At 43.0% G+C, this 23,140-nt stretch carries 25 protein-coding genes; 14 read left to right on the top strand and 11 right to left on the bottom strand.

Annotated features, from left to right (window positions below; genetic code table 11):
- Nucleotides 1-8: 8 nt before the first annotated feature.
- A complete protein-coding gene (locus tag SULKU_RS08440) occupies nt 9-1,103 on the bottom strand; it encodes a tyrosine-type recombinase/integrase (RefSeq protein WP_013460538.1) in 1,095 nt (364 codons plus the stop codon).
- 283 nt (nt 1,104-1,386) lie between these two features.
- Here SULKU_RS08440 and SULKU_RS08435 point away from each other — a divergent pair, with 283 nt between their 5' ends.
- The 3 genes from SULKU_RS08435 to SULKU_RS08425 are packed head-to-tail and all read left to right on the top strand — an operon-like array spanning nt 1,387 to nt 2,193.
- Complete coding sequence (locus SULKU_RS08435; protein ID WP_013460537.1) at nt 1,387-1,608, top strand: addiction module protein; 222 nt, start codon at nt 1,387-1,389, stop codon at nt 1,606-1,608.
- Nucleotides 1,598-1,909, top strand: coding sequence for a type II toxin-antitoxin system RelE/ParE family toxin (locus tag SULKU_RS15450; protein ID WP_013460536.1), 312 nt, complete (start codon nt 1,598-1,600; stop codon nt 1,907-1,909). Before SULKU_RS08435 ends, SULKU_RS15450 begins: the two co-directional genes overlap by 11 nt.
- Nucleotides 1,873-2,193, top strand: a complete 321-nt coding sequence (locus tag SULKU_RS08425) for a hypothetical protein (protein WP_013460535.1) — start codon at nt 1,873-1,875, stop codon at nt 2,191-2,193. Before SULKU_RS15450 ends, SULKU_RS08425 begins: the two co-directional genes overlap by 37 nt.
- 47 nt (nt 2,194-2,240) lie before the next feature.
- Here the strand turns inward: SULKU_RS08425 and SULKU_RS08420 are convergent, their stop codons facing one another.
- From SULKU_RS08420 to SULKU_RS08385, 9 genes are all read right to left on the bottom strand, one after another.
- Entirely contained in the window at nt 2,241-2,522 is a 282-nt protein-coding gene (locus SULKU_RS08420; RefSeq protein WP_013460534.1) for a type II toxin-antitoxin system RelE/ParE family toxin, read from the bottom strand.
- The gene (locus SULKU_RS08415; RefSeq protein ID WP_013460533.1) at nt 2,506-2,865 is read right to left on the bottom strand and encodes a hypothetical protein; all 360 of its coding nucleotides are present in this window, start codon (nt 2,863-2,865) and stop codon (nt 2,506-2,508) included. The genes SULKU_RS08420 and SULKU_RS08415 overlap by 17 nt, the downstream gene beginning before the upstream one ends.
- A 70-nt stretch (nt 2,866-2,935) precedes the next feature.
- Nucleotides 2,936-3,430: a SixA phosphatase family protein gene (locus SULKU_RS08410; RefSeq protein ID WP_013460532.1), complete on the bottom strand. Its 495-nt coding sequence runs from the start codon at nt 3,428-3,430 to the stop codon at nt 2,936-2,938.
- A gap of 10 nt (nt 3,431-3,440) precedes the next feature.
- Complete coding sequence (locus SULKU_RS08405) at nt 3,441-3,806, bottom strand: hypothetical protein (protein WP_013460531.1); 366 nt, start codon at nt 3,804-3,806, stop codon at nt 3,441-3,443.
- Complete coding sequence (locus tag SULKU_RS08400; protein WP_013460530.1) at nt 3,803-5,233, bottom strand: diguanylate cyclase; 1,431 nt, start codon at nt 5,231-5,233, stop codon at nt 3,803-3,805. Before SULKU_RS08400 ends, SULKU_RS08405 begins: the two co-directional genes overlap by 4 nt.
- A complete protein-coding gene (locus SULKU_RS14880) occupies nt 5,217-5,324 on the bottom strand; it encodes an LPXTG cell wall anchor domain-containing protein (RefSeq protein ID WP_013460529.1) in 108 nt (35 codons plus the stop codon). Before SULKU_RS14880 ends, SULKU_RS08400 begins: the two co-directional genes overlap by 17 nt.
- 174 nt (nt 5,325-5,498) lie before the next feature.
- A complete protein-coding gene (locus SULKU_RS08395) occupies nt 5,499-6,146 on the bottom strand; it encodes a response regulator transcription factor (protein ID WP_083801898.1) in 648 nt (215 codons plus the stop codon).
- Nucleotides 6,124-7,176 carry an ATP-binding response regulator gene (locus SULKU_RS14490; protein WP_013460527.1) on the bottom strand — a complete coding sequence of 351 codons (1,053 nt, stop codon included), beginning with the start codon at nt 7,174-7,176 and terminating at the stop codon, nt 6,124-6,126. Before SULKU_RS14490 ends, SULKU_RS08395 begins: the two co-directional genes overlap by 23 nt.
- A gap of 36 nt (nt 7,177-7,212) precedes the next feature.
- Nucleotides 7,213-7,488 carry a hypothetical protein gene (locus tag SULKU_RS08385; RefSeq protein ID WP_013460526.1) on the bottom strand — a complete coding sequence of 92 codons (276 nt, stop codon included), beginning with the start codon at nt 7,486-7,488 and terminating at the stop codon, nt 7,213-7,215.
- A gap of 140 nt (nt 7,489-7,628) precedes the next feature.
- Here SULKU_RS08385 and SULKU_RS14485 point away from each other — a divergent pair, with 140 nt between their 5' ends.
- The 8 genes from SULKU_RS14485 (at nt 7,629) to SULKU_RS14475 (ending at nt 16,382) form a co-directional block, all read left to right on the top strand.
- Nucleotides 7,629-8,864, top strand: coding sequence for a sensor histidine kinase (locus tag SULKU_RS14485; protein ID WP_013460525.1), 1,236 nt, complete (start codon nt 7,629-7,631; stop codon nt 8,862-8,864).
- A gap of 44 nt (nt 8,865-8,908) precedes the next feature.
- Nucleotides 8,909-9,856, top strand: a complete 948-nt coding sequence (locus SULKU_RS08375; RefSeq protein WP_083801897.1) for a sensor histidine kinase — start codon at nt 8,909-8,911, stop codon at nt 9,854-9,856.
- On the top strand, nt 9,856-10,320 hold the full coding sequence (locus SULKU_RS08370; RefSeq protein ID WP_013460523.1) for a chemotaxis protein CheD: 465 nt from the start codon (nt 9,856-9,858) through the stop codon (nt 10,318-10,320). The genes SULKU_RS08375 and SULKU_RS08370 overlap by 1 nt, the downstream gene beginning before the upstream one ends.
- Nucleotides 10,321-11,850 (top strand): response regulator transcription factor, encoded by a 1,530-nt coding sequence (locus tag SULKU_RS14480; protein WP_013460522.1) that lies wholly within the window; start codon nt 10,321-10,323, stop codon nt 11,848-11,850. It abuts the gene before it with no gap.
- Nucleotides 11,851-11,883: 33 nt separating this feature from the next.
- Nucleotides 11,884-13,566 (top strand): two-component system response regulator, encoded by a 1,683-nt coding sequence (locus tag SULKU_RS08360; RefSeq protein ID WP_013460521.1) that lies wholly within the window; start codon nt 11,884-11,886, stop codon nt 13,564-13,566.
- Between the two features lie 35 nt (nt 13,567-13,601).
- Entirely contained in the window at nt 13,602-14,141 is a 540-nt protein-coding gene (locus tag SULKU_RS08355) for a glutathione peroxidase (RefSeq protein WP_013460520.1), read from the top strand.
- Between the two features lie 94 nt (nt 14,142-14,235).
- A complete protein-coding gene (locus SULKU_RS08350; protein WP_013460519.1) occupies nt 14,236-14,733 on the top strand; it encodes a chemotaxis protein CheW in 498 nt (165 codons plus the stop codon).
- Between the two features lie 2 nt (nt 14,734-14,735).
- A complete protein-coding gene (locus tag SULKU_RS14475; protein WP_013460518.1) occupies nt 14,736-16,382 on the top strand; it encodes a methyl-accepting chemotaxis protein in 1,647 nt (548 codons plus the stop codon).
- Here the strand turns inward: SULKU_RS14475 and SULKU_RS14470 are convergent.
- Nucleotides 16,379-18,028 carry a diguanylate cyclase gene (locus tag SULKU_RS14470; protein WP_172633607.1) on the bottom strand — a complete coding sequence of 550 codons (1,650 nt, stop codon included), beginning with the start codon at nt 18,026-18,028 and terminating at the stop codon, nt 16,379-16,381. The two genes, SULKU_RS14475 and SULKU_RS14470, sit on opposite strands and share 4 nt — an antisense overlap.
- 165 nt (nt 18,029-18,193) lie before the next feature.
- Between SULKU_RS14470 and SULKU_RS14465 the strand changes: the two genes are divergently transcribed.
- From SULKU_RS14465 to SULKU_RS08325, 3 genes are read left to right on the top strand one after another with little or no spacing between them, the layout of a single operon-like run.
- Nucleotides 18,194-20,512 carry a diguanylate cyclase domain-containing protein gene (locus tag SULKU_RS14465; RefSeq protein WP_013460516.1) on the top strand — a complete coding sequence of 773 codons (2,319 nt, stop codon included), beginning with the start codon at nt 18,194-18,196 and terminating at the stop codon, nt 20,510-20,512.
- Between the two features lie 49 nt (nt 20,513-20,561).
- On the top strand, nt 20,562-21,827 hold the full coding sequence (locus SULKU_RS08330; RefSeq protein WP_013460515.1) for a diguanylate cyclase: 1,266 nt from the start codon (nt 20,562-20,564) through the stop codon (nt 21,825-21,827).
- Between the two features lie 39 nt (nt 21,828-21,866).
- On the top strand, nt 21,867-23,129 hold the full coding sequence (locus SULKU_RS08325) for a diguanylate cyclase (protein WP_013460514.1): 1,263 nt from the start codon (nt 21,867-21,869) through the stop codon (nt 23,127-23,129).
- Nucleotides 23,130-23,140 lie beyond the last annotated feature (11 nt).

The raw sequence follows: 23,140 nt of genomic DNA, 5'->3' as shown, positions 1-23,140 counted from the left end.
AGATGTTACTATTTTTCATCTAAAACGTCATCTTTTGGCTCCATAGCTTCATGCTGAATCATATTGCTCGCGATCTTAGATCCTGTCAGATAATTCATGGTTAGGTATTTAGTGATCGTATTTGGATCACTGTGCCCTAGAGCTCCACTCATATAGATCGCATCTACTCCTTGTTCTGCCATTGCGGAGACCATGACGTTGCGCGTATAGTGCAAACTGAACCAATCTCCTACTTCTTTTTTTAATCGGGCAGTTTGTTTGGTTCCATCAAATAAGCGATTTCCTGGATTGATAGGAGATTCAAATACCCATCCTTTCTCTTCTTGAAATTCGAGTAATGCAGCTTTTACGTTTGGTGGCAGATATATCTTTTGCTCTTCCCCATTTTTTGGATCCGGTAAAACATAATAGTCATAATCAAATGCGATGTGCTCCCACTTCAGATTAATCACTTCACCTTTCCTGCGTCCCTGAAGAGCAAGTAGGAAAAATGCTCTGTAGTAAGGATCGAGAGCATATAATTTCATAATCCCTTGATAAATTGCTTTTAACCTTTCAGTAGCATTTACCACCATTTTTTTCGATTTCGGGAGTTGGAGTTTAACGGCTTTGCAAGGGTTATGAATAATAAGTCTATTCGCAATAGCAATTTCAAACGATGGGCTTAAAACTTCGATTGCTTGCTTAACAGTGCGTGGGCTCCCGCCTTTAGCTACAAGATCATTAACAAGCTTTTGAATATCTTTTGGAAGGACATCGGCTGCTTTCTTTTTGCCGAGGACATCTTTAACTTTGCTATCGTAATAGCTTTTTCGATCCCTTTTATAATTTTTTTCAGGCAAAGTATCCAAATACAGTTTAACGATATCATCAATAGTTGCCGAATCATCTAACCCTTTTGTAAGTTTTTCTTTAATTTGTAAAAGTTCAAATTCTGCTTTTGAAATGCGGGTTCTTTTATCCCAGCTTTTATTGGAAAAATCGAAAATACCTTTTTTGTTTTTACCATCATGCATGAATCGATAGTAAAATTTTTTGTGATCTTGATCAGCCCAAAGATTACTTTTTATCCTAACTGGATAATCTGCTGGATTAATTGCCATATTGTTTCCTTTTGGGGGACGAAATAGGGGACGAGTATTTGTCTATCATGATACATCAAAAATAATTAACATACAATTCATACTCCGTATAATAGGCATTTATATCTTTAAATATATTGCGGTACATTTTGGGATGATTGTCTCATAACGGGGTTGTCGCAGGTTCAAATCCTGCTTGACCCACCACACACATTATAAATCACTTCTCTGCAACATTTTTCCCTAAATCCAAATACACTAAAGCGTGTTATAATTTTCACAATACATTAAAAAAGGGGACGTTATGACGATACAAGTAAACGACCTTTATGCCGAAGAAGCGTTAAAGCTCCTGAGTACACTGCCCGAAGAAGCGATCACCATAGACCCGAAGCCGTGGTATACCGATGAGGTGAAACGCCGTATCGAGGAGTATAAAAGCGGTAAGATGGAAACAATACCGTGGAATGAAGGGTGGGAAGAGATAGAAGAGTTTCTAAACGGATTAGACGAGCGTGCGAGTTAATCGAAGCAAACGTTTCAACCAAGAGCTTTTAGTAATCACGAAGTTTATAGCTATCAACAATCCTAAAAATGCACGGAGTTTTTACGAGGGTGTTAAAACTTTCATTGAAACTTTGATCGATAATCCCCGCAAAGGTCGACCGACTGAGAACGGCAACCGCGAATTAATCCACAAAGGTTATACTATTCCCTATCTAGTTGATGGAGAAGATATTGTGATTTTTGGGATTTTTAATCAGAATGAGTGGAATTTAGAGAGGAATAAATGGATACTAATAGTACAGAAGTTATTAATTTTTTAAATTCATTATCTTGGCAGGGAATAGGCTCTTTATTTGTTTGGACGATCGGGACAATTGGGATAACTTACAAAGTTATTAAGCATTTTCAACCCGTAATACACACAGATAAAGCTGAGTGTGATTTATTCAAAGATCATGTAAATTTAAAAGGTATGACAGCATTGTATCGTCATCTTGAACTGACAAGACATAATAAGAAAGCTATTCATATCAACTGTCCACTATTTGAAGGTAAAAATAAGTGTATTAAACGAGAAGACGGTAAGTGTAAGTTTTTCTATTAAGTGAACAAACGATCAGTAATTCAATAGAAAAAAGAACAGGTTGTTTTTTAACAATCTCTCGTCAAACGGTCATAGATGTCATGATCGATAAGGCGCTGAAAGTATAGGATGTTATCGCGTACGGTATAGATGATTCGGTATCCGCTGCCGCCTACACGCACGGAGTGTTTGAATTTGTCTTTTGAACAGATGATAGGTTTGTTATGGAGTGAGGGGTGCGAGGGATCGGACTCGAAAAGTTTTTCCGTTTTTTCAATGATGGCTTCACCTATCGATTTGATGGCTCTTTGACGATCTTTTAAATACTGCTTTTCAAGCTCGATTGGCATGCTTATAATCAACCAATTTATCGCTAATCTCGATTTGGAGCTTTACCATCTGCGTCATCAACTGATCGACAATCGATTTGAGTTCAGGATCACGGACGGTTGCGTATTCGGTTTTAACGACTTCATAGTTGTCATCGAGATCAAAGAGAAGCTTTTCAAATATCTCATAATCGAATGTTAAATCGTCGAGAATATCGCGCATCCCCTGCGTAAAAACAAGAGCGGTCCGTGCATGGCTTTTGATAATATTACTCTCGGCAGGTTCTAAATCTGCCTCGATGTTTAAAAGAGGCATCATAAGCTGATGATAGAGTTCAAACTGCTGAACCGGCAATCGTGACATAGACCCTCCTTTTTAATTATGAAAATTGTAGCACATCTTTATGAAATCAACTCTTGCTATAAAATGTGTTTCACCGATACTTCTTCGGATAATCAAAGCTTCTTAGTTCAGCCGAATTTTCTCCGATACTCTCCCAGCTATCATTTTTCAACCGCATCTCTACCACCCCGCAGGTGGGGATATTGTCGATATCACCGCCCGTGATAAGGTTCGCACACTTGGTAAACTCGGGGTTATGTCCGAACACAAAGAGGGTGTCGATATCCGCAGAGACACCGCGGATGAGTGAGAGGATGGTAAGGGCGTCACACGCATAGAGAGCGTGATCGTAGCGGATCGACTCAGGCGGATAGGAGAGGGCTTTTGCGAACGCTTTTGCGGTGGTTTTGGCGCGCAGAGCGGGGCTGGAGAGGATGAGGTCGGGACGGATGCCCTTGTCGGCGAGATGTGAACCCATCAGAGGGGCGTCTTTGAGCCCCCGTTTATTCAAAGGGCGGTCATAATCGCTCAGAGCCTCATCGCTCCAGTCCGATTTGGCGTGACGGATGAGGTAGAGGGTTTTCATGATGATGCCTTTAGAGGGTTAATCCTAATCTTTTTAAGAGGATGTTTTTCTCTTTTTCCGGGCTGGAGAAGAGGCGGTTATGGAGATCGTCGTCCAAAATGGCGAGATCGTCGAACAGCTCTTCGTCGTCTTTTTCGGGGAAGTATTTGCTCACTTCGTGTGCGAGCGCTTCAAGAAACTCGTCGCTGTTGCTCTCATCAAAGAGTCCGATACGCTTGCCGTGCTCGATGGTCGCAATGGTACGCAACAGATAGAGGTCGTCGAGTTTATCGTCGCTATCCGGCGAATTTATCCACTCGTTGATGCGGTTGACTTCGTTTCGGTAAATTTCGGTTGATGCTTTGATATTCTGTAACTGTTCGGGTGAAAAACTCATGTTGACTCCAATGGGGGGATGATGATTTGTACGTTGTTGCGTCCGTGCTCTTTTGCCGAATACAAGGCGATATCCGCACGGGAAAATACGCAGTCGGCACTCAAGTCTAGGGGTGATAGGGCGGTTAAGCCGATACTTACCGTAAAGTGTATGAATTTGCCCTCGTATACGACCGTCGTGTTGGAAACTTCTTCCCGGATACGCTCTGCCGTTATTGCGGCACTCTTTATATCGGTATCGGGGAGAATCAATGCGAACTCTTCTCCGCCGATCCTTCCGGCTATGTCGGATACGCGTAAATTGTTTTTTATAATATCGGCAAATTTTTTGATGACGGCGTCGCCCGCTAAATGCCCCATCGTATCGTTTACCCGTTTGAATTTGTCCAGATCGAACATCATAATGCTCGTCTTAGCATGTTTATTCCGTTTAGTTTTGGCGATTTCCTCTTCCATTCTGCCTGTGAAATAGCGCCGATTGTAAAGGTCGGTCAGATAATCGGTAATAGCCTGCTTTTCGATTTTACACTGAAGATCTTTTTGGGTGGTTATATCCAGAATGCTCCAAATGATACCGATGTTTTTTTCGGAAAGCTCGATAGGCGAGCCGAAAAATTCGCAATGGATTTGCTCATGGTCTTTGCGTGTAAGGACAAATTCGAGTTTTTGGTGCAACACATTTTGATCGGTGAGGAACGTTTGTCTGAGCGCTTCATAAGAGGTTTCATCATTATGCAAAAATTTTGTGACCTGACCGATCATTTCGTCTTTGGAATATCCGATGATCTCGCAAAACCGTTTGTTCGCCATGACGATCTGGCAGTTTTGATCGACTACCAATATCCCAGAAGCGTTATTTTCGAAAATCATTTCAAAGCGTTTTTTTGCAAATGACAGCTCGTCCAGCGCGGACTGCCGTTCTAAAAACGATCCCGCCCAACGTCCCAGAAGACGCATAAACTCATTATCGATTTCGTCGTATTCGAGCTGTCTGGGATTGGGGGAAGAAAAGTTGATCGTGCCGTAGACGTGCGAGTTTATTCTGACGGGGGCACCGATATAGGAGACGAGGGCAAAATCCCGATGACAGGGGTGACCGACGTATTGCGATTTGGTGACGTCGGTAATCGCAAGGACGTCGTCAAGCTCAAGCGTCGTTTTGCAGTACGTTGAACCCAGCGCAAAGAGCTGTCCGTCATAGAGGGTATCGGGCGGTGAGGATTGGACATCTACGGTGTAGTCTTCGCCGATGATATGACTGACGATTGCATACTCCAAACCAAAATAGTTTTTTCCGACGATCAACGCTTCTCTCAAAGTCTCTTTCGGACTTAAATCGGATAGAGCGGCGATTTCGTTGAGTTTTTGGAGAGCATTGTTCTGACGTTCAACAATCTCTAGTTTGGCGGGTTTAGTCGCATTCTTCATCTTCACGCTCTTCTTTCGATTTTCGGTTAATAAAAAGGGCGATCAAAATTAAAAGGGAAACTCCGCCGAATAAAAGTGAAAATGTATCCATTTGATCCCCTTTTTAGGCCTTATCGCCATTATAATACGCTTAAGGGGTATTCTATCGCTTTTTTCATTAGTCTAAACCTCATTGCCTTTCGGCACAAAACGCAAAAGTTCAAAGGGGTGATTAGGGCTGTTTCTGCTTACTCATACTGCCGTTTTCGGGATGATTGCTCTGAAACTATACCTTTAGCATGTATCCTTCTCCCCGTATATTACGGACCTGAAGCCCCTTAATCGCATTACGAATCTCCCGGATGTGCGAAGCGATCGTGTTGAATTTTATAAACTTGTCTTCCCAAATATATTCGATAAACATATCGTAGGTGATAACGCTGTTTCTGTTTTTGGTTAGGAGGTAGAGGATATTGCGCTGATTTTTAGTGAGATTGACTATTTCTCCTTCGAATGTAAGCTGTTTTGATATGAGATTGAAGGTATGAAACAGGGTAATAGGAACCTCTTCATCAGTAGAGGTGATAAGGAGCTTTTGAACCCGCAAAAGAAGTTCCATCAAATCAAACGGTTTTTTCAGATAGTCGCTGCATCCCAGATGGTAGGCATGGGTAATACTCTCTATGTCTGTGAAGGCAGTCATAAAGATGACAGGTTTACCCGGGTCGTTGTGTGAAATCCACTCGATCACCTCAAATCCGTCGGCTCCTGGGACATTAATGTCGAGGATGTAGATATCGGAGTTGAACCGGCATCGGTTGAGCATATCGTTTCCGTGACCGAACATCTCTATTTCATAAGAGTGGAGAGAGAGAAAGTCGGCGAGATTGTTCCGAAGCGAAAATTCGTCCTCAAGCAGAGTGACTTTCATCATCTCCCCCTTTGAAAGTATAAGTGAACGTTGTCGTGCCGTCCTTTGACTCAACTTTTGAGCGGATATTATGACGTTGGCATATCGAGGCGACAATCTCTAGCCCGACCCCCATTCCGACCGTATCGTAGGCTTCTCGGTAGCCGTCGGAGAAGATATAGTGAGGGTTGATAATTGTGCTTCCGTGATTTGTGACGCGAAGCGTTATATGGGAGTTTTTTTTGAGATAGATACGGATGATTGTATTTTCAAAAGAGTATTTTATTGCGTTGGAAATGGTATTGTCGACGATCCGCTGTAGATCGGAAGGGGGGATTTCGATGAAGCACTGATCTTCGGTTTCGAGTTCGATTCGGATGTTTTTAACTTCCGCTAAGAGTATGAAATACTCGGTCCGTTTTCGCACAAACACCGCCAAATCAATAAAATCGTTTCGAAGGGGCCCTTTTTTTTTCGTCTCCAGAGCATAATAGAGGTCTTCATAGATGAGATGAAGCGATTTTGCCGCCGCGTGCATCGTATCGACGTACGAATTTTTCGGGTAATGGTATCCGTACATCTCCGCAGAGGTTTTGATGACGCTCAGGGGATTGTAGAGCTCGTGATAAGAGCGTTTGAGAAGACTTTTTAGGTATTTGATGACGGTACGTTTTTTTAAGTGGAGCTGCACACGCGCAAACATCTCTTTTTCGTAAAAAGGTTTCACCAGATAGTCATCCGCTCCGCTTTCAAACCCTTTTGCTTTGTCTTCATGGGTTTGCAGTTCGCTCATAAAGAGGATCGAGAGGTCATGTTCATGCGTTAAACTTTTAATTTGGCGACAAACTTCATATCCGTCCATATCGCTCATCATGGTTTCAAGGAGGATCATGTCAAAATCGGTTTGTGCAACGCGTTCAAGGGCTTCCTGACCGGTTTTGGCTATATAAAGATCCAGATCCAAAGGGATAAGGATATCTTTGATAAGTATGAGGTTTTGTATTTTTTCATCTACTAAGAGTACTTTGGGTCTGTCGGGTTTGTAGTCAAACATCGCAACTTCTTTTTTAGTAAAAATAGTAACGCAGCATTATGCAGAAACGATGGAGTTTAAGATAGTTTCAAAATCCATCTCTGAAAGCCTTTTGGTGAGCCATGTTTTACATTCTCCCTCATTTATCCCCTCCAGAAGAGTTTCGCAACGGCTCAGTGCTCCTTTGTGAAGAGCATTAATGAATTCACGGCGAAATGTGTCATCAAGTGTTGCAAAGTAGACATTGAGATTTTCACATTTATCTTGCAAATCAATCAAATCATGCTGTCTGTCGTTGTGTGATTCGCAATGAAAGTGAGTATAGATTTCCATCCATTCTCCTTTTCGATTTAGATCGGTTGACGCAATAGTATATCACATAAAATAATTATAGAATAATATTTTTACATAGAAGCTGCATACTTTTAAATTAAAATAGTGACTGAATGGCAAACATGGAATGAGGAGAAAAGATGTCGTTGTTAAATCCAAAAGTATTGATGGGGGATCATAATGATCTCGGCAGCAAGACGACACAGCTGCATATGCTCAATAAACGGCTCGAATACACTCAAAAATACCAAAAAGCTATTTTTGACGGGCAGCCGAATATTATTGTCGCCAATTTCAATATTCAGACATTATGCGACGGAAACAGGGCATTTCTCGATTTTTTCGGCTATTCGGACGTCCCCTCTTTTTTAGCGGAACACGAGTGTATCTGCGATTTTTTTATCGAACGGGAGGGGTACCTCTCAACGATGATGGAGGGGAAAAACTGGATCGAGTATGTTAAAGACAATCCCGGATATTCCCATTATGTATTGATGAAAAAAGGGGATAAAGAGCATGTTTTCAGTGTCAGCGTCAATGAAGTGCATATTGAAAATGATAAGATTAATATTGCCTCATTTTCCGATATAACCGAACTTGAAGGGTATAAAAAAACGCTTGAAGAACGGATAAAATCCGAGGTCGCCGAAAATCTTAACAAAGACCGCATACTGCATAATCAGTCTAAAAGCGTTCAGATGGGAGAGATGCTCAATATGATTGCCCATCAGTGGAGACAGCCCCTTAATGCGATCAGTGCATCCGCCATCTCCGTCTCTATGAAGCTCGAACTCGGGGAGCTGGAGCCTGACGATATTCGCGAGCATCTCACCTATATTCAGTGGCGGGTCCAAAAAATGTCCCAGACGATCAATGATTTCATGAATTTTTTCAAACCCGATCAGGAGGTTCAGCAGTTTAGGCTGAACGATGTGATGAAAGAGATTGAGTCACTGATGAGGGCACAACTGCAGGCGAGGGGAATACGGCTCCATTACGATTCGCGCAGTCCGATAGTCATGAGCAGTTATAAAAAAGAGCTGGCACATGTCCTGATCAATCTTATCGCCAATGCCAGAGATGCGTATGAAGGGAAGCATCTCGATGCCAAGCCGATCGAAATTTTGCTTGCGCAAGGCGAAGACGAGAATATTCATATCTCGGTCCGTGACCGTGCCGGGGGAATTTCGCCGGAAAATATGGACAAAATTTTCAATCCCTATTTCACGACAAAAGATCAGGGGAAAGGGACGGGAATCGGTTTGTATATGAGCAAACGGATCGTCTGCGAAATACTCAAAGGGATGATAGAAGCAGTGAATACCGAATCCGGGGCAGAGTTTATAATAACATTTAAAAACAAATATATTTCATAGGTGTTCTGCATTTTTTCTGCATACAAAATTCCTATACTGACATAATGAATTTAGATTCACCTGGATTCGGTGCGATAACTGAACCCGGTAAGGAAGAGAAAATGGAGATCACACAGCTTGATGACCAAGAATTGCTCAATGAGATAAGCCGACGTTTTCAGGAAAAGAGAGCTTCAATCCATGAAATGGAGTTTATGACTAAAAAGCTTCTGGAATTTAACGAAAAAGCCAAAGAAGCGGAAGAGGTTAAAACATATTTTCTTTCTCTGATCAAAAATGAGTTTAATAACCCGATGACGGTATTGCTCAATCTGGTCAAAAAAATCGGAGGTGAAAACGACCCTACGAAAGCTTCCCGAATCGCCACCATGATGCATAAAGAACTGATGTATCTCGACTTCAGCCTGAAAAATATTTTTGCAGCCTCGGAAATCGAATACGGACAAAATGCAAACAGCTACGTCCGCGTCCGTCCCGAAGAGATAGCGTATGAAGCGATCAGCTATCTGGAACCGATGATAGAGGAAAAACTGCTTCGTACCGAAGTGATGAGTTCGGTGAAGACGATGGTGATCGACGCACAGAAATTTTATCTGATCCTTTTGAATCTCCTCTCCAACGGATGTGAATTTTCTCATCCCTCTACGACGCTGTCGATCTCGTTTTCAAAAGATGACGAGGGGTATGAGATGCGGGTAGCGAATACCGGAGAGGGGATAAAAGAGGAGAATACAAAACAAATCTTTAACCGTTTTTACAAATACAGTACCGGTAAAACCCGTCCTTCGCAAGGGCTTGGCCTCGGTCTCAGCGTTGTCAAGGAATTGTGCGAATTGATGGAGGGGACAATCGACTATTTTGAAGAGGAAGGCAGGACGGTTTTTATCGCACGATTCCCTGAAAAATGTGAAAAAGATTTGTCTATCTCTCATGGGTTAGGTTCAGACGAATTTTTTGACAGTGAATTTGTACACTCGTTAATGGAGTTTTGATGAATACTAAAAAATATATCCATGTCGGAGAATTTTACATCGGGATTAAACCGACCGAAGTGTGTACTATTTTAGGTTCATGTGTTTCGGTATGCCTTTATGATCGGTTGGAAAGAATCGGGGGGATGAACCATTATCTGATTCCGTTATGGAACGGAAAAGGGCTTCAAAGCCCGAAATACGGGAATATCGCCATCCACAGGCTGATAGAGGGGATGATAAATATCGGATGCAGGATTGAGAACCTCGAAGCCAAAATTTTCGGCGGAGGCAATGTTATCGATACGGTGTCTCAGGAGGCGATGATGGTAGGAAGAAAAAATATCGTTATCGCACAAGAGGTATTGGGCGAGTACCGTATCCCCGTTACGGCCAGAGATGTCGGCGGAGCACGGGGAAGACGGATCATGCTAGAAAGCCAGACGGGTAGGGTTCTGCTCAATTATATAAACGAGGAGAGATAGATGAAAAGCAATGATATTGCGTCAATCAAAGCGCTGACAAAAGAGCTCGTCGTTTTATATGTAGAAGATGAAGAGGATATCCGCCATCATATGCTGGCTCTGCTGCGGATACTGTTTAAAAAGGTGGATGTCGCGTGTGACGGATTTAGCGGATTGGAGATGTTTCAAGAACGTCCTTATGATCTGGTGATTACCGATATCCAAATGCCGAATATGAACGGGCTGGATATGATAGAGCATATTCGGATGAAGAATGGGGAAATCCCGATCATCATTACGACGGCGTTTAGCGATCAGGATTATTTTATCCGATCGATCGATCTTAAAATTGACAAATATCTTCTCAAACCGATCGAAGAAGTCCGAGCCAAAGCGGTATTTGCAGACATCGCCTGGATGATTGATGATCGGAAAAAAGCGAAAGAGTATGAAATCCGGCAGCTGCAGGAAAAAATCAACCGTCTTTCCGAGCGGATAATAGCCCAAATCACCGAAAGCTATCTTTCGCCGTGCATTATCTATACCGACGACACCGTTCGCTATTTTAACGATCCTTTCTGTGCCATATTCGACACGGTGGAATTACAGCGCTTTTTAAAAGGGGAAGAAGAAGGATTGCCGTTTGACAAACGTCCGGGATTTATGCACTCCTTAGCTGAGTATGATGCAGCCGATCTTCAAAAAAACCGTATCTCCGTTTCAAAAAGACAGGGTCGTAAAATTTACCGGATCATACGGCGCGATATCCATATCGATAACGAAGAGGAACAAAGCCGTATCTATTTTTTTAACGATATCACCCTCGAAGAGTATCAAAAAATTAAAATCAAGTCGTATACCGAAATCCTCGAAGAGCTCGTCATTCAGAACCGTTACCGAGGGAAAAAAGAGTTTAAAACCGCTTCTGCCGATCAGGAAGTCTCAGTGATTGCGGAGGTGGCCCCGCCTAAAGATGAAACGCCCAATATACCGGCAGTTCCGCAAGAAGAGTTACAGAACGTTAAACTTAAAATCGGGGACGAAGAGAACCGTCTTCTGCGGCGGACCCATACCCATAAAACAAAGGCGGCCGAGTATATTTCCGAACTTGATAACGAAATACTTCAAGAGCTTCAGGAACTTGACGAACTGGATAGCGATTTCAAAGAATCGATCTATCTTCTGAGCGAAGAAGCCGATATCGACGGTCTGCGCCAAATGTCGGTGCAGCTGGAAGTATATGCCCATGTAATCAGTATGCTTTTTGAGTTTGAGGACCTTGCGTACGCGATCCGCTCATTGGCAAAAGTTCTTTCCGAAACAGAGGATGCTGCACTGGATCAGAAAAAGATGAAAAAAATCATCTTATTGCTCAGCGGTATCCAGTCGGATTTAAGTGATTGGCGCCGGCGGCTGTTTGTAGATCAAAGTGCTTTGGATATCCATTACCTCGACAGCTCGCTCTTCAGCACCTGTTTGCAAATTGAGCTGATTCTCTCCGATGAGGTTGATGAGATCGAATCCGGCGAAGAAGATTTAATCCTATTTTAGAAGATGAAAATTTGAACTAAGCGGAGTTTTTTTATGAAAATGATTAAAACGCACGAAGCAATAGGGCATACAAAAATGTTGAGCGTTTTGTATGTCGAAGATGAATATGAGATCCGTGAAAACATGGCCAAAATTTTAGAGATGCTTTATGCCCGTGTTTTTGTCGCTGTGGATGGAGTCGAAGGGTTGGAAATCTACCGTCAGAACCGGACGGTTATCGATTTGGTGATTGCCGATATCACGATGCCGAAGATGGACGGATTGGAGATGATCGAAGAGATACGGCGGGATAATCCGGATATTCATGCGATCATCATTACGGCCCATAACGAACCCGAATATTTCATCAAAGCGATCAATACGGGGATCGATAATTTTATCGTAAAGCCGATCGAGATGCAGCAGATGATGAGTGTTCTCTCCAAAAGTGCCAAAACCGTAAAGGTTAGCAAAGAACATAAAAATTACGCCAACTATCTGGAGATGATGCTTGCCCAAAAGAAAGAGCTTTTGGAAGAGTCTTATATGTACGATTCTCTGACCGGATGCTATAAAAAAGAGAAACTCGATCAGATGAGCCAAACTCATCCCGAACATACAATGATATTGTGTAATATCGATAATTTTGATTCGATCAATTCGACGTACGGCTATGAAATCGGCGATCGGATACTCTTTATGTTCGCCGAATACCTCCGGAATCATCTTAATAGTACCAATACTATTTACCGTGTAGCATCTGACGAATTCGTCATATTTTATCCTACCTCTACCGATGAGCCGATTTGCCCCGTAGAAAGTCTTTATCAGGGGATACAGAGCTATATCTTTAAAGTTGACGATATCCTTATCAGTTTGACGTGTACTATCGGTATCGCTTCATCGCCGAATGCTTTGGTCAAAGCGCATGCAGCGATGAAAGAGGCGCGACAGATCGGTAAAAACCGTTATCACGTTTTTCGGGATGATTCTGATTTTATAGCTCGGCAGAAAAATAATATCGAGTGGATGCGCAAAATCCGTCTTGCTCTCAACGAAGATAGGATTGTCCCCTATTTTCAACCTATCGTCGATAACGCTACTGGGCAAATTGTCAAATACGAAGCATTGGCACGGATTATCGAGAACGGGACCGCGATAAGTCCGAGACATTTTATCGAACCGGCAAAACTGGTCGGTCTCCTTCCTCAAATTACGCAAGTCATTATGGAAAAGAGTTATGCCATGTTCGCCGATAAATCGATGTCATTTAGCGTCAATATAACGGAAGAGGATATTCAAAACCGCAATTTTGCCGCCATGATGGCGCAATTGGGAGAAAAATACGGCATTGAACCATCCAGAGTGACACTGGAGATTTTGGAGAATATTTCGGCAAACGGGACGGATGAATCGGTTAAACAGCTGCATGAACTCTCACAGATGGGATATACGATCGCAATCGATGATTTCGGCAGCGACAAATCAAATTTTTACCGCATCCATTCCATGCACGTCGACATCATAAAAATCGATGCTGCGTACATTCAGGATATCGACTGTAACAAGACAAGCGAGCTGATCGTTAAAACGATTGTTTCGCTGGCGCAGTCGATGGGAATACCTACGGTAGCCGAATTTGTCAGTTCGGAATCGGTATTTCACAAAGTCAAATCGATGGGGATCAACTATTCGCAAGGATATTATTTCGGCGAACCGATGCCTGATATAGGCTAAAAACCGATTAAATCAATTTAAAGGAGGGCTGAATCATGAAAAAGAAATGGTGGCTTGGAGCATGGGTAATTACAGTACTTGCATTGTTGCTGAATGCCGCATCCATTTATAAATATGAAGTCAAAACACTTCGCAATGAGACAACAACACTGGAACCGTATAGGGGAAAGGTCTTGTTGATCGTCAATATTGCCAGCCGATGCGCTTATACCCCTCAACTCGGAGGGCTTGAAAAGCTGTACAGTACATATAGTTCCCGCGGGTTTGCGGTACTCGGATTTCCTACCAATCAGTTTTCATCTCAAGAGCCGTTGGCGGGGCCGGAACTTGAGAAATTCTGCAAGCTCAAGTACGGGGTAACGTTTCCGATATTCGGAAAAATCGATGTCAGCGGGGTTAATATTAATCCGCTTTACCATTATCTAAAAAACGGGATATCAGGGGTAAGTCAAAGTGAACCGATAGAGTGGAATTTTACCAAATACCTGATAGATCGTAACGGATTTGTGCTTCGCAAATATTCTCCGAGAGTAAAACCCGAAGAGATTGCAGCGGATATCGAGAAGTTTTTGTAACGGTAGAATCACCCATGAAAAATCACTACAATTAAAGGGGTATGAAGATGAAAAAATGGACAAAATTTCTAATCATGATATTGGGGGTCTAAATATGGAACAAAACACACTACAGTCCCGGAGAGAACGGTATTTGACGTTCTATCTTGGAGAGGAACAGTACGGGATTGCGATCGATCGGATCAAAGAGATCATTGCGATGATGAAAGTTACCCATGTCCCGAAAACACCCGAGTACATAAAAGGGGTGATCAATCTGCGCGGCTCGATCATCCCTGTTGTGGATACGCGTCTTCGTTTCGGGATGGAGACACGCGAATCCGATATGAATACGACGATTGTCATTGTCGAAGTCGACAAGGTCAATATCGGTTTTATCGTCGACCGTGTCGAAGAGGTGGCAAGCATTGACAGCGCGAATTTGAGCGAACCGCCGAAATTCGGCAACAATATCGATACCGATTTTATCTGCTCGATGGCGCAGATGGAAGAGAACGTCGTGATGATTTTGGATGTTTTAAAGCTTTTTGAAGCGGATGAACTGATCAGTTTAGAACAAATACAAAAAACGCAAACCCAAACAGGAGAATAAAGATGAATTGGTTGGAAAATATGGTATTACAAACAAAGTTAATGTTGCTTGCTATTGTCTTGATGATAGGGATTGTGATCTTGGGTGTGATTGGCTATTCCGGGATCAGTCAATGGTCTAAAGACATGACGACATTCGGTGAGAAGCGGATGCCGGTTATGCTTGCATTGGGAAGTTTAAATAGAGAAAGGATGGCAATCCGTGCTCAAACATATGAAGCATGGAAATATCAAAACGATGCAGGAGCGATAGCCGGATTTCAAAAAATTATAGACCAGCGTAAAAAATCGTGGGAAATTATCGATCAAGAGTGGAAAGTTATAGAGGCTTTTAACCCTTCAAGCGAAGAAGGGAAAAAAATAAAAGATGATCTTCTTCCGGCATATAAAGCATGGCGGGATGAGTATGTTGAGTTGGATAATTTACTCAGTCGCTTAGTAATACCTCATGATGCGATTACCCATACTCTGATTTTCGCAACTTATTTGGCTAAAGTATCACAAATGGTTCCTATTTCTGACAAGATGGGTAAATCCATGAACGATATGGCTGAAAATAACAAAGTAAATACCGTTAATATGATTGATGGAGCGATCAGTCAATCTTCAAGCAGTAACACAATGATGATTGTGATTATTGTAGTTGTGTTAAGTGTAGGTATTCTTTTGACTACAGTTATTATCCGCTCCATTACCCGTTCCATTACCTCAAGCGTCACGGCGATCCGTGACGGAGCGATGCAGATCACCTCGGCATCCGATCAGGTCGCATCGTCATCATCGTCATTGGCACAAGGGGCATCAGAGCAGGCAAGCAGTGTCGAAGAAGTCAGCGCGACACTCGAAGAGTCCACCGCGATCAATACCCAAAATACCGATAACGCACGCCAAGCCGATATTCTGGCAAGAAACGCGAACGATTCGGCAAAAGCGGGATACGAGAAGGGTGAGCAGCTTTCCCATTCGATGCACGCGATCACCGAATCGGCGGCTAAGATTTCAGGTATTATCAAAACGATCGATCAGATCGCTTTCCAAACCAACCTTTTGGCACTCAATGCGGCTGTCGAAGCGGCACGCGCCGGTGAGCACGGTTTAGGATTCGCGGTAGTTGCGGACGAAGTCCGTAATTTGGCTCAACGCGCGGCATCGGCTGCCAAAGAGACCTCCGATATCATCGAAGAGGTAGTCGGTCAGATCAAAGAGGGGAACCAAATCGCCCTTGCGACCCATACCTCATTCCAAGAGATCGTCGAACAAAGTAAAAAAGTATCCGACCTGATCGGAGAAATCGCTATCGCCGGAAAAGAGCAGGCAGAGGGGATGACGCAGATCAATCAGGCAATGGGTCAAGTCGACCAAGTAACCCAACAAGTAGCGGCGAATTCCGAAGAGGCAGCGGCAGCGGCGGAAGAGCTAAACGCACAGGCGACCTCCATGATGGAGACCGTACGAATCTTAGCGAAAATGGTAGGGATGGAGAGCGACGCCCCCGCGGCACACAGTATCAAAAAGATGAACCTTCACCATATCGAGATGAAAGCGCAAGCTCCGGCACCGCGTAAAGCGCCGCCTGCACTGAAAAGCAAAGCCGCGCCGAAAGCCGATGAAGTGTTTCCGCTCTCTGAGAACGATCTGAAAGAGTTTTAAAGGGTGATTTCGATTCGGTTTCGCCCGTTTGCCTTGGCATCATAGAGCGCTTTGTCTGCGCGCTCAATGGCTGTTTTAAACGGCTCTCCTTCTAAGAGGAGAGTGGCTCCTATACTCGCCGTAACTGGGGGGATTGTTTCGATAACAATCTCTGAAACCGTGCGGCGGATATGCTCGGAAACTGAGATCAGCTGCGAATTTTTGGCGGTATTGACCAGTACGATAAACTCCTCTCCCCCCCATCTAATCAACGTATCGTCATTACGAATAGAGTTTTGTATAGCTTCGGCACTCCGTTTAAGCACTTCGTCACCCATACTGTGCCCGTATACATCATTTATCTTTTTGAAATAATCCAAATCGATCATGATGATTCCCATTGTCACAATATTACGGCGGTTTTCATCGTAATAATCGTAAAAATATTGGCGATTCAGTACCCCGGTAAGGGGATCATGATACGCTTTGTTTTTGAGAAACAGTTCCCGAAGAAGCGACTGGCTGATATCATTTAAGGTAATAATGTATCGTTCGCTGACCAGTGCTTTGATCGAGATGCTGAAGAAACGTTTTTCCTGCGTAGAGGATTTCATCGCGACGATCCGTTTGGATTTCTCCAGTGCCAGAATTTCATGTATCCATACTTTTCCGTCTAACGATGAGGGAGTGAAACTGAGATCGTTTTGTAAAAATCGACCGCAGATACATGATTCGTGCTTTAAAAATTCTTCCAGCGAGGGTACGGCAAAGAAATCGAAAAAAGGCTGATTGGCATAGATGATAGAGCCGTGTTCGGAGACATACACGATGTTTTCCTGGGCATCAAGGATAGACTGGATATACAGTGCTTGTTCGGCGAGTTTCTCTTCGTGTTGTTTTTGTCGGCTGATATCGTGCTGAACCCCGATAAAATATTTGAGTTTTCCGTGATTGTCGAACATGGGGGTAATATTAAGAAGGTTATGAAATAATTTACCTTCTTTAGTATAGTTGCGCAGTTCCACTTCACAGGATTGGACGTTATTCAATGCTTCGTATACGGACGGAAGTCCCGACTGTTTCGGTTCTAAATCCCGTAAAAACCGGCAATTGCGCCCTACGGCTTCTTCAAAACTGTAGCCTGTTATTTCGGTGAATGCCCGGTTGACATAGATCAGGGGATTATCGGGAAGGGACGGATCGGTTATGGTAATTCCCGTATCGACAATATCGACAAGATGCTTGAACAGGGCCGCCTCATTATAGGCCGTTTTTTGATCGGTTATATCGCTTAAAAACAGCAACACAATTTTTTCATCGTCTTCTTCGATAACAAGCGATCCGTTTACATCACACCATTTGAGCGTTCCGTCATCTTGCCGGATACCGATAAGTTGATGGACAATGTTTTGGTTTGAAGTGATAAGCCGCTTGACAGGATGGTCTTCGTTTTTCAGTGGTTCAGCGTTTTCATCCACCATTCTCCACATTCGGTCGTCTGCATTTTTGCCGATAAGTTGATTTATTTCAACTCCTAAAAGATTGGAAGCGGCTTTATTGGCGTATAAAACAGTTGTGTCACACCGATGAATAATGACACCCTCATTTAGGTGGTCAAGGAGCGCTAAAAAGGAAGCGCCATAAAGGTTAATTAGTTTTTGAATCATAAACATATTATAAACGGTTATTGTTAAAGAAATGCCTAATGATAATTGTGTTTTCAAGATTCCTCATTCAACTTTATAGTACATTAAAATGGCAAAGCAATAGGGAGGAAAGTATGAGTAGGATATAATAATAAATTCTAAAGATCCACAAAAAGTTTTCAAATAATGAACCGGTTGACATCCCTTTTATTTCTCCTTTTAGTTTTTACTTCCGCTTCTGCCAAAGAGGCAATTCACTTTGGTGTCTTCGCCTATATGGGGGTTGAAAAAACCCGAGAGAAATATCAGCCTCTTGTCGATTATCTGAATACCAAATTGGATAATCGGGTAGTATTGGATATTTTGACCCAAGAAGCGATGGATCAGAAAATTGCCAAAGGGGAGTTGGATATTGCTACCACCAACCCCACCCATTTTCTTGTCGTACGGAACGAATATCCCCTTAGCGGAGTTCTTGCGACACTTATCAGCGTCAGTGAAGATGGGAAACCAACCAGCAAACTCGGCGGCGTTATTTTCGTCCGCCCCGAAAGCTCCATCTATACACTCGAGGATATCAAAGGCAAAACGGTAGAAACCCCGAGTTTAAAGCATATGGGGGGATTTCGTTCGCAAGCGTATGAACTGTATAAAAACGGTATCGATATTTTAAATGAGAGCAAAAAGATTATTGAAAACCACGGTTCTCATCAAGAGGTAGTGCATGATGTGCTAATGCGAAAAGCCGACGTCGGATTTATCCGTGATGGCATCTTGGAAGAGATGATTGCGCACGGTGAGATACGGACGGGCGATGTTCGAGTGATTCAGGAGAAGGATAGATCAGAGTACCCCTACCGAGTCTCGACCCAGCTTTATCCCGAATGGCCTGTTTTTGCTCTTCCTCATACCAAAGAATCGGATACAAAAGCCTTTGTAGCGGCTCTGTTTTCGCTCCAACCGACTGAGAAAGGGATGCGGGAATCGGGGATTTATGGCTATACTCTCCCTGCCGATTACCTGAGCGTAGAAGAGCTTGCCCGCCATTTGCGTCTCCCTCCGTTTGATCATGCACCCGATATTACCTTGTTAGATATCTGGAAACGTTACAAAATAGAGCTGATTGTTTCGGTGGCGGCATTATTGCTTGTTTTGATCTACTATACGCGTGAGCAGAGGAGAAAAAAACTGTTCGAATCACTCCTCTCTAACATCGGAGATGGCGTATACGGTGTGAATCATGAGGGAAAATGCACATGGATCAATGCTCAGGCACTCAAAATGATAGGATACAGTGAAAAAGAGGTTTTGGACAAAGATCAACACGCCCTTTTCCATCATCATAAAATGACACATGAAGTGTATGATGAATCCGAATGCCCTATTTATCGTACGTTGAATGATCGAATAACTCGTACTTCTGAAGAGTATTTAATACGCCGTGACGGTTCTTTTTTTCCCGTTAGCCTGACCGTAGCTTCGGCGGAGGATGGGGCGATCGTTGTTTTCCGGGATATTACGGAAGAAAAAACGATTCAAGAGACTCTTCAAAACAGTGAATTAAGTCTTAAAAAAGCTCAGGCAATAGCCCATATGGGGAGTTGGGAGTTTGATATCATCACCAATAAACTGATTTGGTCGGATGAAATCTATCATATTTTTGAGATTGATCCGCTGCAATTTCGTGCTTCGTATGAGGCTTTTGTCCATGCTATCCACCCCGAGGATCGGGAAAATGTTAACCGTGTCTATCTGTACTCGCTCCAAAATCGGCAAAAATATACGATTACCCACCGCCTTTTAATGGAGGACGGACGGATTAAATGGGTTCGGGAAGTTGGGGACACTGAATATGACAAAGAGGGAAATGCGATACTTTCTCGGGGAACGGTGCAGGATATCACCGAACAGGTACTCATCAATCAAGAACTCCTTGAGACAAAATCAAAACTTGAAACCGCAAATGCCGCTTTAAAACTCAAAAACAATCAGCTTAAAGAGCTGGCGATGATAGACGGGCTGACCCAGATTGCCAATCGCCGTTTTTTCGACCAAATGTATGAGAAGAGCTACAAAGAGGTTTTACGTGATCACAAAACGTTGGCGATCCTCATGATAGACGTCGATCATTTTAAACGCTATAACGATAATTACGGGCATGCAAAAGGGGATGCATGTCTGATTGCAATCGCTAAAGTGCTCAAAAAATCTCTTAAACGTCCGAGTGACGTTATTGCCCGCTACGGAGGCGAAGAATTTGTCGTGTTACTCAAAAGTATCGATTTTGAAGGGGCAAAACAGGTCTCATTGAGTTTAGTCAAAGCGGTCGAAGGATTGAAGATAAGTCACGAGTATTCTTCAGCAGCCGATCATATCACCATCAGTATCGGAATGGCATTTAAAGAAGCGGAAGAGGAAATAACGAAAGAATCGCTTCTAAAAAAGGCGGATGATGCCCTCTATGAAGCAAAAGCAGGCGGAAGAAACAGGGTCAGTGTGATTTAAGAATATCGACGTTATTATTAATTCAATTTTTTTTATAGATCAGGGGATTATGCAGGCGCAAGAACTTAAAGCGAGTTTCACCAAACGTTATGTTATTGCGATCTCTCTCATCGCACTTCTATCAACGGGTGCGTTTTATTTTCTCCATTTAGGGCTGAAAACCAGTGCTTCGACGGCATTGATCGTCAATATGTCGGGGAAGCAAAGGATGTTGTCTCAGCGGGTCGCCTCTCTCTCCCAGCAATATTATTTTTACAGCAATAGCAATAACGCTCATTTAGAAGCTGTTCGGGCCGATTTACTTCTGGCTATTGAAGAGATGGCTCGTGCCAATGCCGCCCTCTCTTCGGGCAGACTCAAAGAGGGAGTGGAAGTTAAGCTTAGTCCGGAAATACTTGAAATTTATTACGGTGAAATCGCTCTTAAAAAGCGGGTAGAGCAGTATTTGGAACGTGCGAAAAGTTTGAGCCAGACACCGTCACAGAATGAGTCTGCGGAACTGTTGCGCGAGATCGTTCATATCTCCAATACCTTGCTTCAAGATTTGAACACTGCTGTTTTTCAGTATCAAATAGAGGGTGAGAAGAATATCGCCGAGGTCAAACAGCTTGAAACGCTTGTCTGGATAGTCACTCTCATCACCCTTCTTTTGGAAGTGATTTTTATATTTCAGCCGATGGCGCACAAAATTCAGGAATTATTTCAAGAGGTATTGTGGAATCAGGAAAATCTCGAACAGCAAATTTCGATCAGAACCATGAGCTTGGAACATGCCAATACCAAACTGCTTCAAATGGCATCTCACGATCCTCTTACCGGACTCAAAAACCGTCTGAATATGGAACGGGATCTTGAAGAGTTGATTACGCAATTTGACAAGCATCATCTCCCATATGCCGTATTGATGCTCGACATCGACTGGTTCAAAAAGATCAATGACAGTTACGGTCATGATGCGGGAGATTTTGTACTGTGCGAAATCTCAAAGATTATGCTGGAGAACGTACGGGTTCAAGACAGTGTCTATCGTGCGGGGGGCGAAGAGTTTGTGATCATTTTTAACCGTATTACCCGGGAACAGGCGATCGAAAAAGCGGAAGAGATTCGGATAAATATTCAAAAACATCAGTTTGTATTTGACAATCAAGTATTGCAATGCACCGTAAGCGGAGGGATTTATCATCCTGATATCCGGAAATCATCAACCGTGCAAGGAGTCCTCAAGCTTGCGGACAACGCCCTTTATGAGGCTAAACATTCAGGACGTAATAATATTGTCGAAGCGAAGCATGAAAAATTTAATCATATAGATTGATTAGGTATGATATCGTTGAATTTAAAAGGAAGATAGTGTATGACAGAAAAAAAAATAATCGAACGAATTTTATTGGTTGATGATAGTAAAACATTAGCAAAATTGATCAGTTTAAAAGTCAAAAGTGAGTTAAATGTAGAGATTGACGTTGCCTATTCGCTCTCAGAAGCGGAGCTTTTTACCAAAAAATACAGCTATACACTGGCTATTTTGGACCTTAATCTCCCGGATGCCCCCGGCGGCGAGATAGTCGATGCTATGCTCAAAAAAAATATCCCCTCAATTGTTTTGACGGGAAGCGTCGATAAAGAGTTTCGCAAAGTGATGCTGAAAAAAGACATCATCGATTATGTTCACAAGGGGGGGCTGCATGATATCGATTATGTAATCGATATGATTAAAAGGCTTCTTAAAAACCGCCATCATAAAGTGATGGTTGTGGATGATTCATCGGTGTTCCGCAATCAGATGAAAAAGATGGTGGAAAATCTTTTTTTCCAAGTATTCGCACTGGCGCACGGTGAAGAAGCACTGCTGATTTTAGAACAGAACCCGGATATAAAAATTATTATCACCGATTACAATATGCCGGTGATGGACGGACTGGAACTGACCAAAGCGGTTCGCCAGAAATACACTAAAAACCAGCTCTCGATTTTTGTCCTCTCTTCGACGGATGATTCGGATGTTTCGGCGATGTTTCTTAAGCGGGGAGCGAATGATTTTATCAACAAGCCGTTTAGCAAGGAAGAGTTTTCATGCCGCTTGAACAATGCGATTGAGGCACTCGAAAATATCGATACGATCACCCACTATTCCAGCCGTGATTTCTTGACAGGTTTGTATAACCGCCGTCATTTTTTCAGTGTTATGGAAACGTATTTCGTTGATGCGGTCAATCGGGACGAAGAGTTCGTCCTGGCATTGATCGACATCGATAATTTCAAAGTGATTAATGATACGTACGGGCACGATATAGGGGATGAAGTGATTATCCATGTTGCGGAGATTATCCGTTCAAACGTCCAGTATCAGGATGTTCTCTCCCGTTTTGTAGGAGCGGAATTTTGTCTGGTTCTCAAAAATACGACTCGCGAAAAAGCACTCGAGATTTTGGAGCGGATACGCCAGAGGGTATCGCTGACTCCATATACGATTGAACCGGATCAGGAGATTTTTACTACCGTTTCAATCGGCGCGGCATTGGAACATGACAATTCGATCAACGAGACGATCAATGAAGCGGATTCCCAGCTTCTGCATGCCAAGCACAACGGAAAAAACAGCATCTGTGCGAAATAAGCCTTTAAAGG

Origin of the sequence: Sulfuricurvum kujiense DSM 16994, assembly GCF_000183725.1 — a bacterium.
Classification (GTDB): domain Bacteria; phylum Campylobacterota; class Campylobacteria; order Campylobacterales; family Sulfurimonadaceae; genus Sulfuricurvum; species Sulfuricurvum kujiense.
The sequence above is the reverse complement of the archived record's forward strand: the minus strand, read 5'-3'. Positions and strand labels throughout refer to the sequence as shown.

Excerpts from the sequence above, each read along its gene's own strand:
- SULKU_RS08440 (WP_013460538.1), bottom strand. The coding sequence starts at position 1,103 with ATGGCAATTAATCCAGCAGATTATCCAGTTAGGATAAAAAGTAATCTT.
- SULKU_RS08435 (WP_013460537.1), top strand. The coding sequence starts at position 1,387 with ATGACGATACAAGTAAACGACCTTTATGCCGAAGAAGCGTTAAAGCTC.
- SULKU_RS08425 (WP_013460535.1), top strand. The coding sequence starts at position 1,873 with ATGGATACTAATAGTACAGAAGTTATTAATTTTTTAAATTCATTATCT.
- SULKU_RS08420 (WP_013460534.1), bottom strand. The coding sequence starts at position 2,522 with ATGCCAATCGAGCTTGAAAAGCAGTATTTAAAAGATCGTCAAAGAGCC.
- SULKU_RS08415 (WP_013460533.1), bottom strand. The coding sequence starts at position 2,865 with ATGTCACGATTGCCGGTTCAGCAGTTTGAACTCTATCATCAGCTTATG.
- SULKU_RS08410 (WP_013460532.1), bottom strand. The coding sequence starts at position 3,430 with ATGAAAACCCTCTACCTCATCCGTCACGCCAAATCGGACTGGAGCGAT.
- SULKU_RS08405 (WP_013460531.1), bottom strand. The coding sequence starts at position 3,806 with ATGAGTTTTTCACCCGAACAGTTACAGAATATCAAAGCATCAACCGAA.
- SULKU_RS08400 (WP_013460530.1), bottom strand. The coding sequence starts at position 5,233 with ATGAAGAATGCGACTAAACCCGCCAAACTAGAGATTGTTGAACGTCAG.
- SULKU_RS14880 (WP_013460529.1), bottom strand. The coding sequence starts at position 5,324 with ATGGATACATTTTCACTTTTATTCGGCGGAGTTTCCCTTTTAATTTTG.
- SULKU_RS08395 (WP_083801898.1), bottom strand. The coding sequence starts at position 6,146 with ATGATGAAAGTCACTCTGCTTGAGGACGAATTTTCGCTTCGGAACAAT.
- SULKU_RS14490 (WP_013460527.1), bottom strand. The coding sequence starts at position 7,176 with ATGTTTGACTACAAACCCGACAGACCCAAAGTACTCTTAGTAGATGAA.
- SULKU_RS08385 (WP_013460526.1), bottom strand. The coding sequence starts at position 7,488 with ATGGAAATCTATACTCACTTTCATTGCGAATCACACAACGACAGACAG.
- SULKU_RS14485 (WP_013460525.1), top strand. The coding sequence starts at position 7,629 with ATGTCGTTGTTAAATCCAAAAGTATTGATGGGGGATCATAATGATCTC.
- SULKU_RS08375 (WP_083801897.1), top strand. The coding sequence starts at position 8,909 with ATGAATTTAGATTCACCTGGATTCGGTGCGATAACTGAACCCGGTAAG.
- SULKU_RS08370 (WP_013460523.1), top strand. The coding sequence starts at position 9,856 with ATGAATACTAAAAAATATATCCATGTCGGAGAATTTTACATCGGGATT.
- SULKU_RS14480 (WP_013460522.1), top strand. The coding sequence starts at position 10,321 with ATGAAAAGCAATGATATTGCGTCAATCAAAGCGCTGACAAAAGAGCTC.
- SULKU_RS08360 (WP_013460521.1), top strand. The coding sequence starts at position 11,884 with ATGAAAATGATTAAAACGCACGAAGCAATAGGGCATACAAAAATGTTG.
- SULKU_RS08355 (WP_013460520.1), top strand. The coding sequence starts at position 13,602 with ATGAAAAAGAAATGGTGGCTTGGAGCATGGGTAATTACAGTACTTGCA.
- SULKU_RS08350 (WP_013460519.1), top strand. The coding sequence starts at position 14,236 with ATGGAACAAAACACACTACAGTCCCGGAGAGAACGGTATTTGACGTTC.
- SULKU_RS14475 (WP_013460518.1), top strand. The coding sequence starts at position 14,736 with ATGAATTGGTTGGAAAATATGGTATTACAAACAAAGTTAATGTTGCTT.
- SULKU_RS14470 (WP_172633607.1), bottom strand. The coding sequence starts at position 18,028 with ATGATTCAAAAACTAATTAACCTTTATGGCGCTTCCTTTTTAGCGCTC.
- SULKU_RS14465 (WP_013460516.1), top strand. The coding sequence starts at position 18,194 with ATGAACCGGTTGACATCCCTTTTATTTCTCCTTTTAGTTTTTACTTCC.
- SULKU_RS08330 (WP_013460515.1), top strand. The coding sequence starts at position 20,562 with ATGCAGGCGCAAGAACTTAAAGCGAGTTTCACCAAACGTTATGTTATT.
- SULKU_RS08325 (WP_013460514.1), top strand. The coding sequence starts at position 21,867 with ATGACAGAAAAAAAAATAATCGAACGAATTTTATTGGTTGATGATAGT.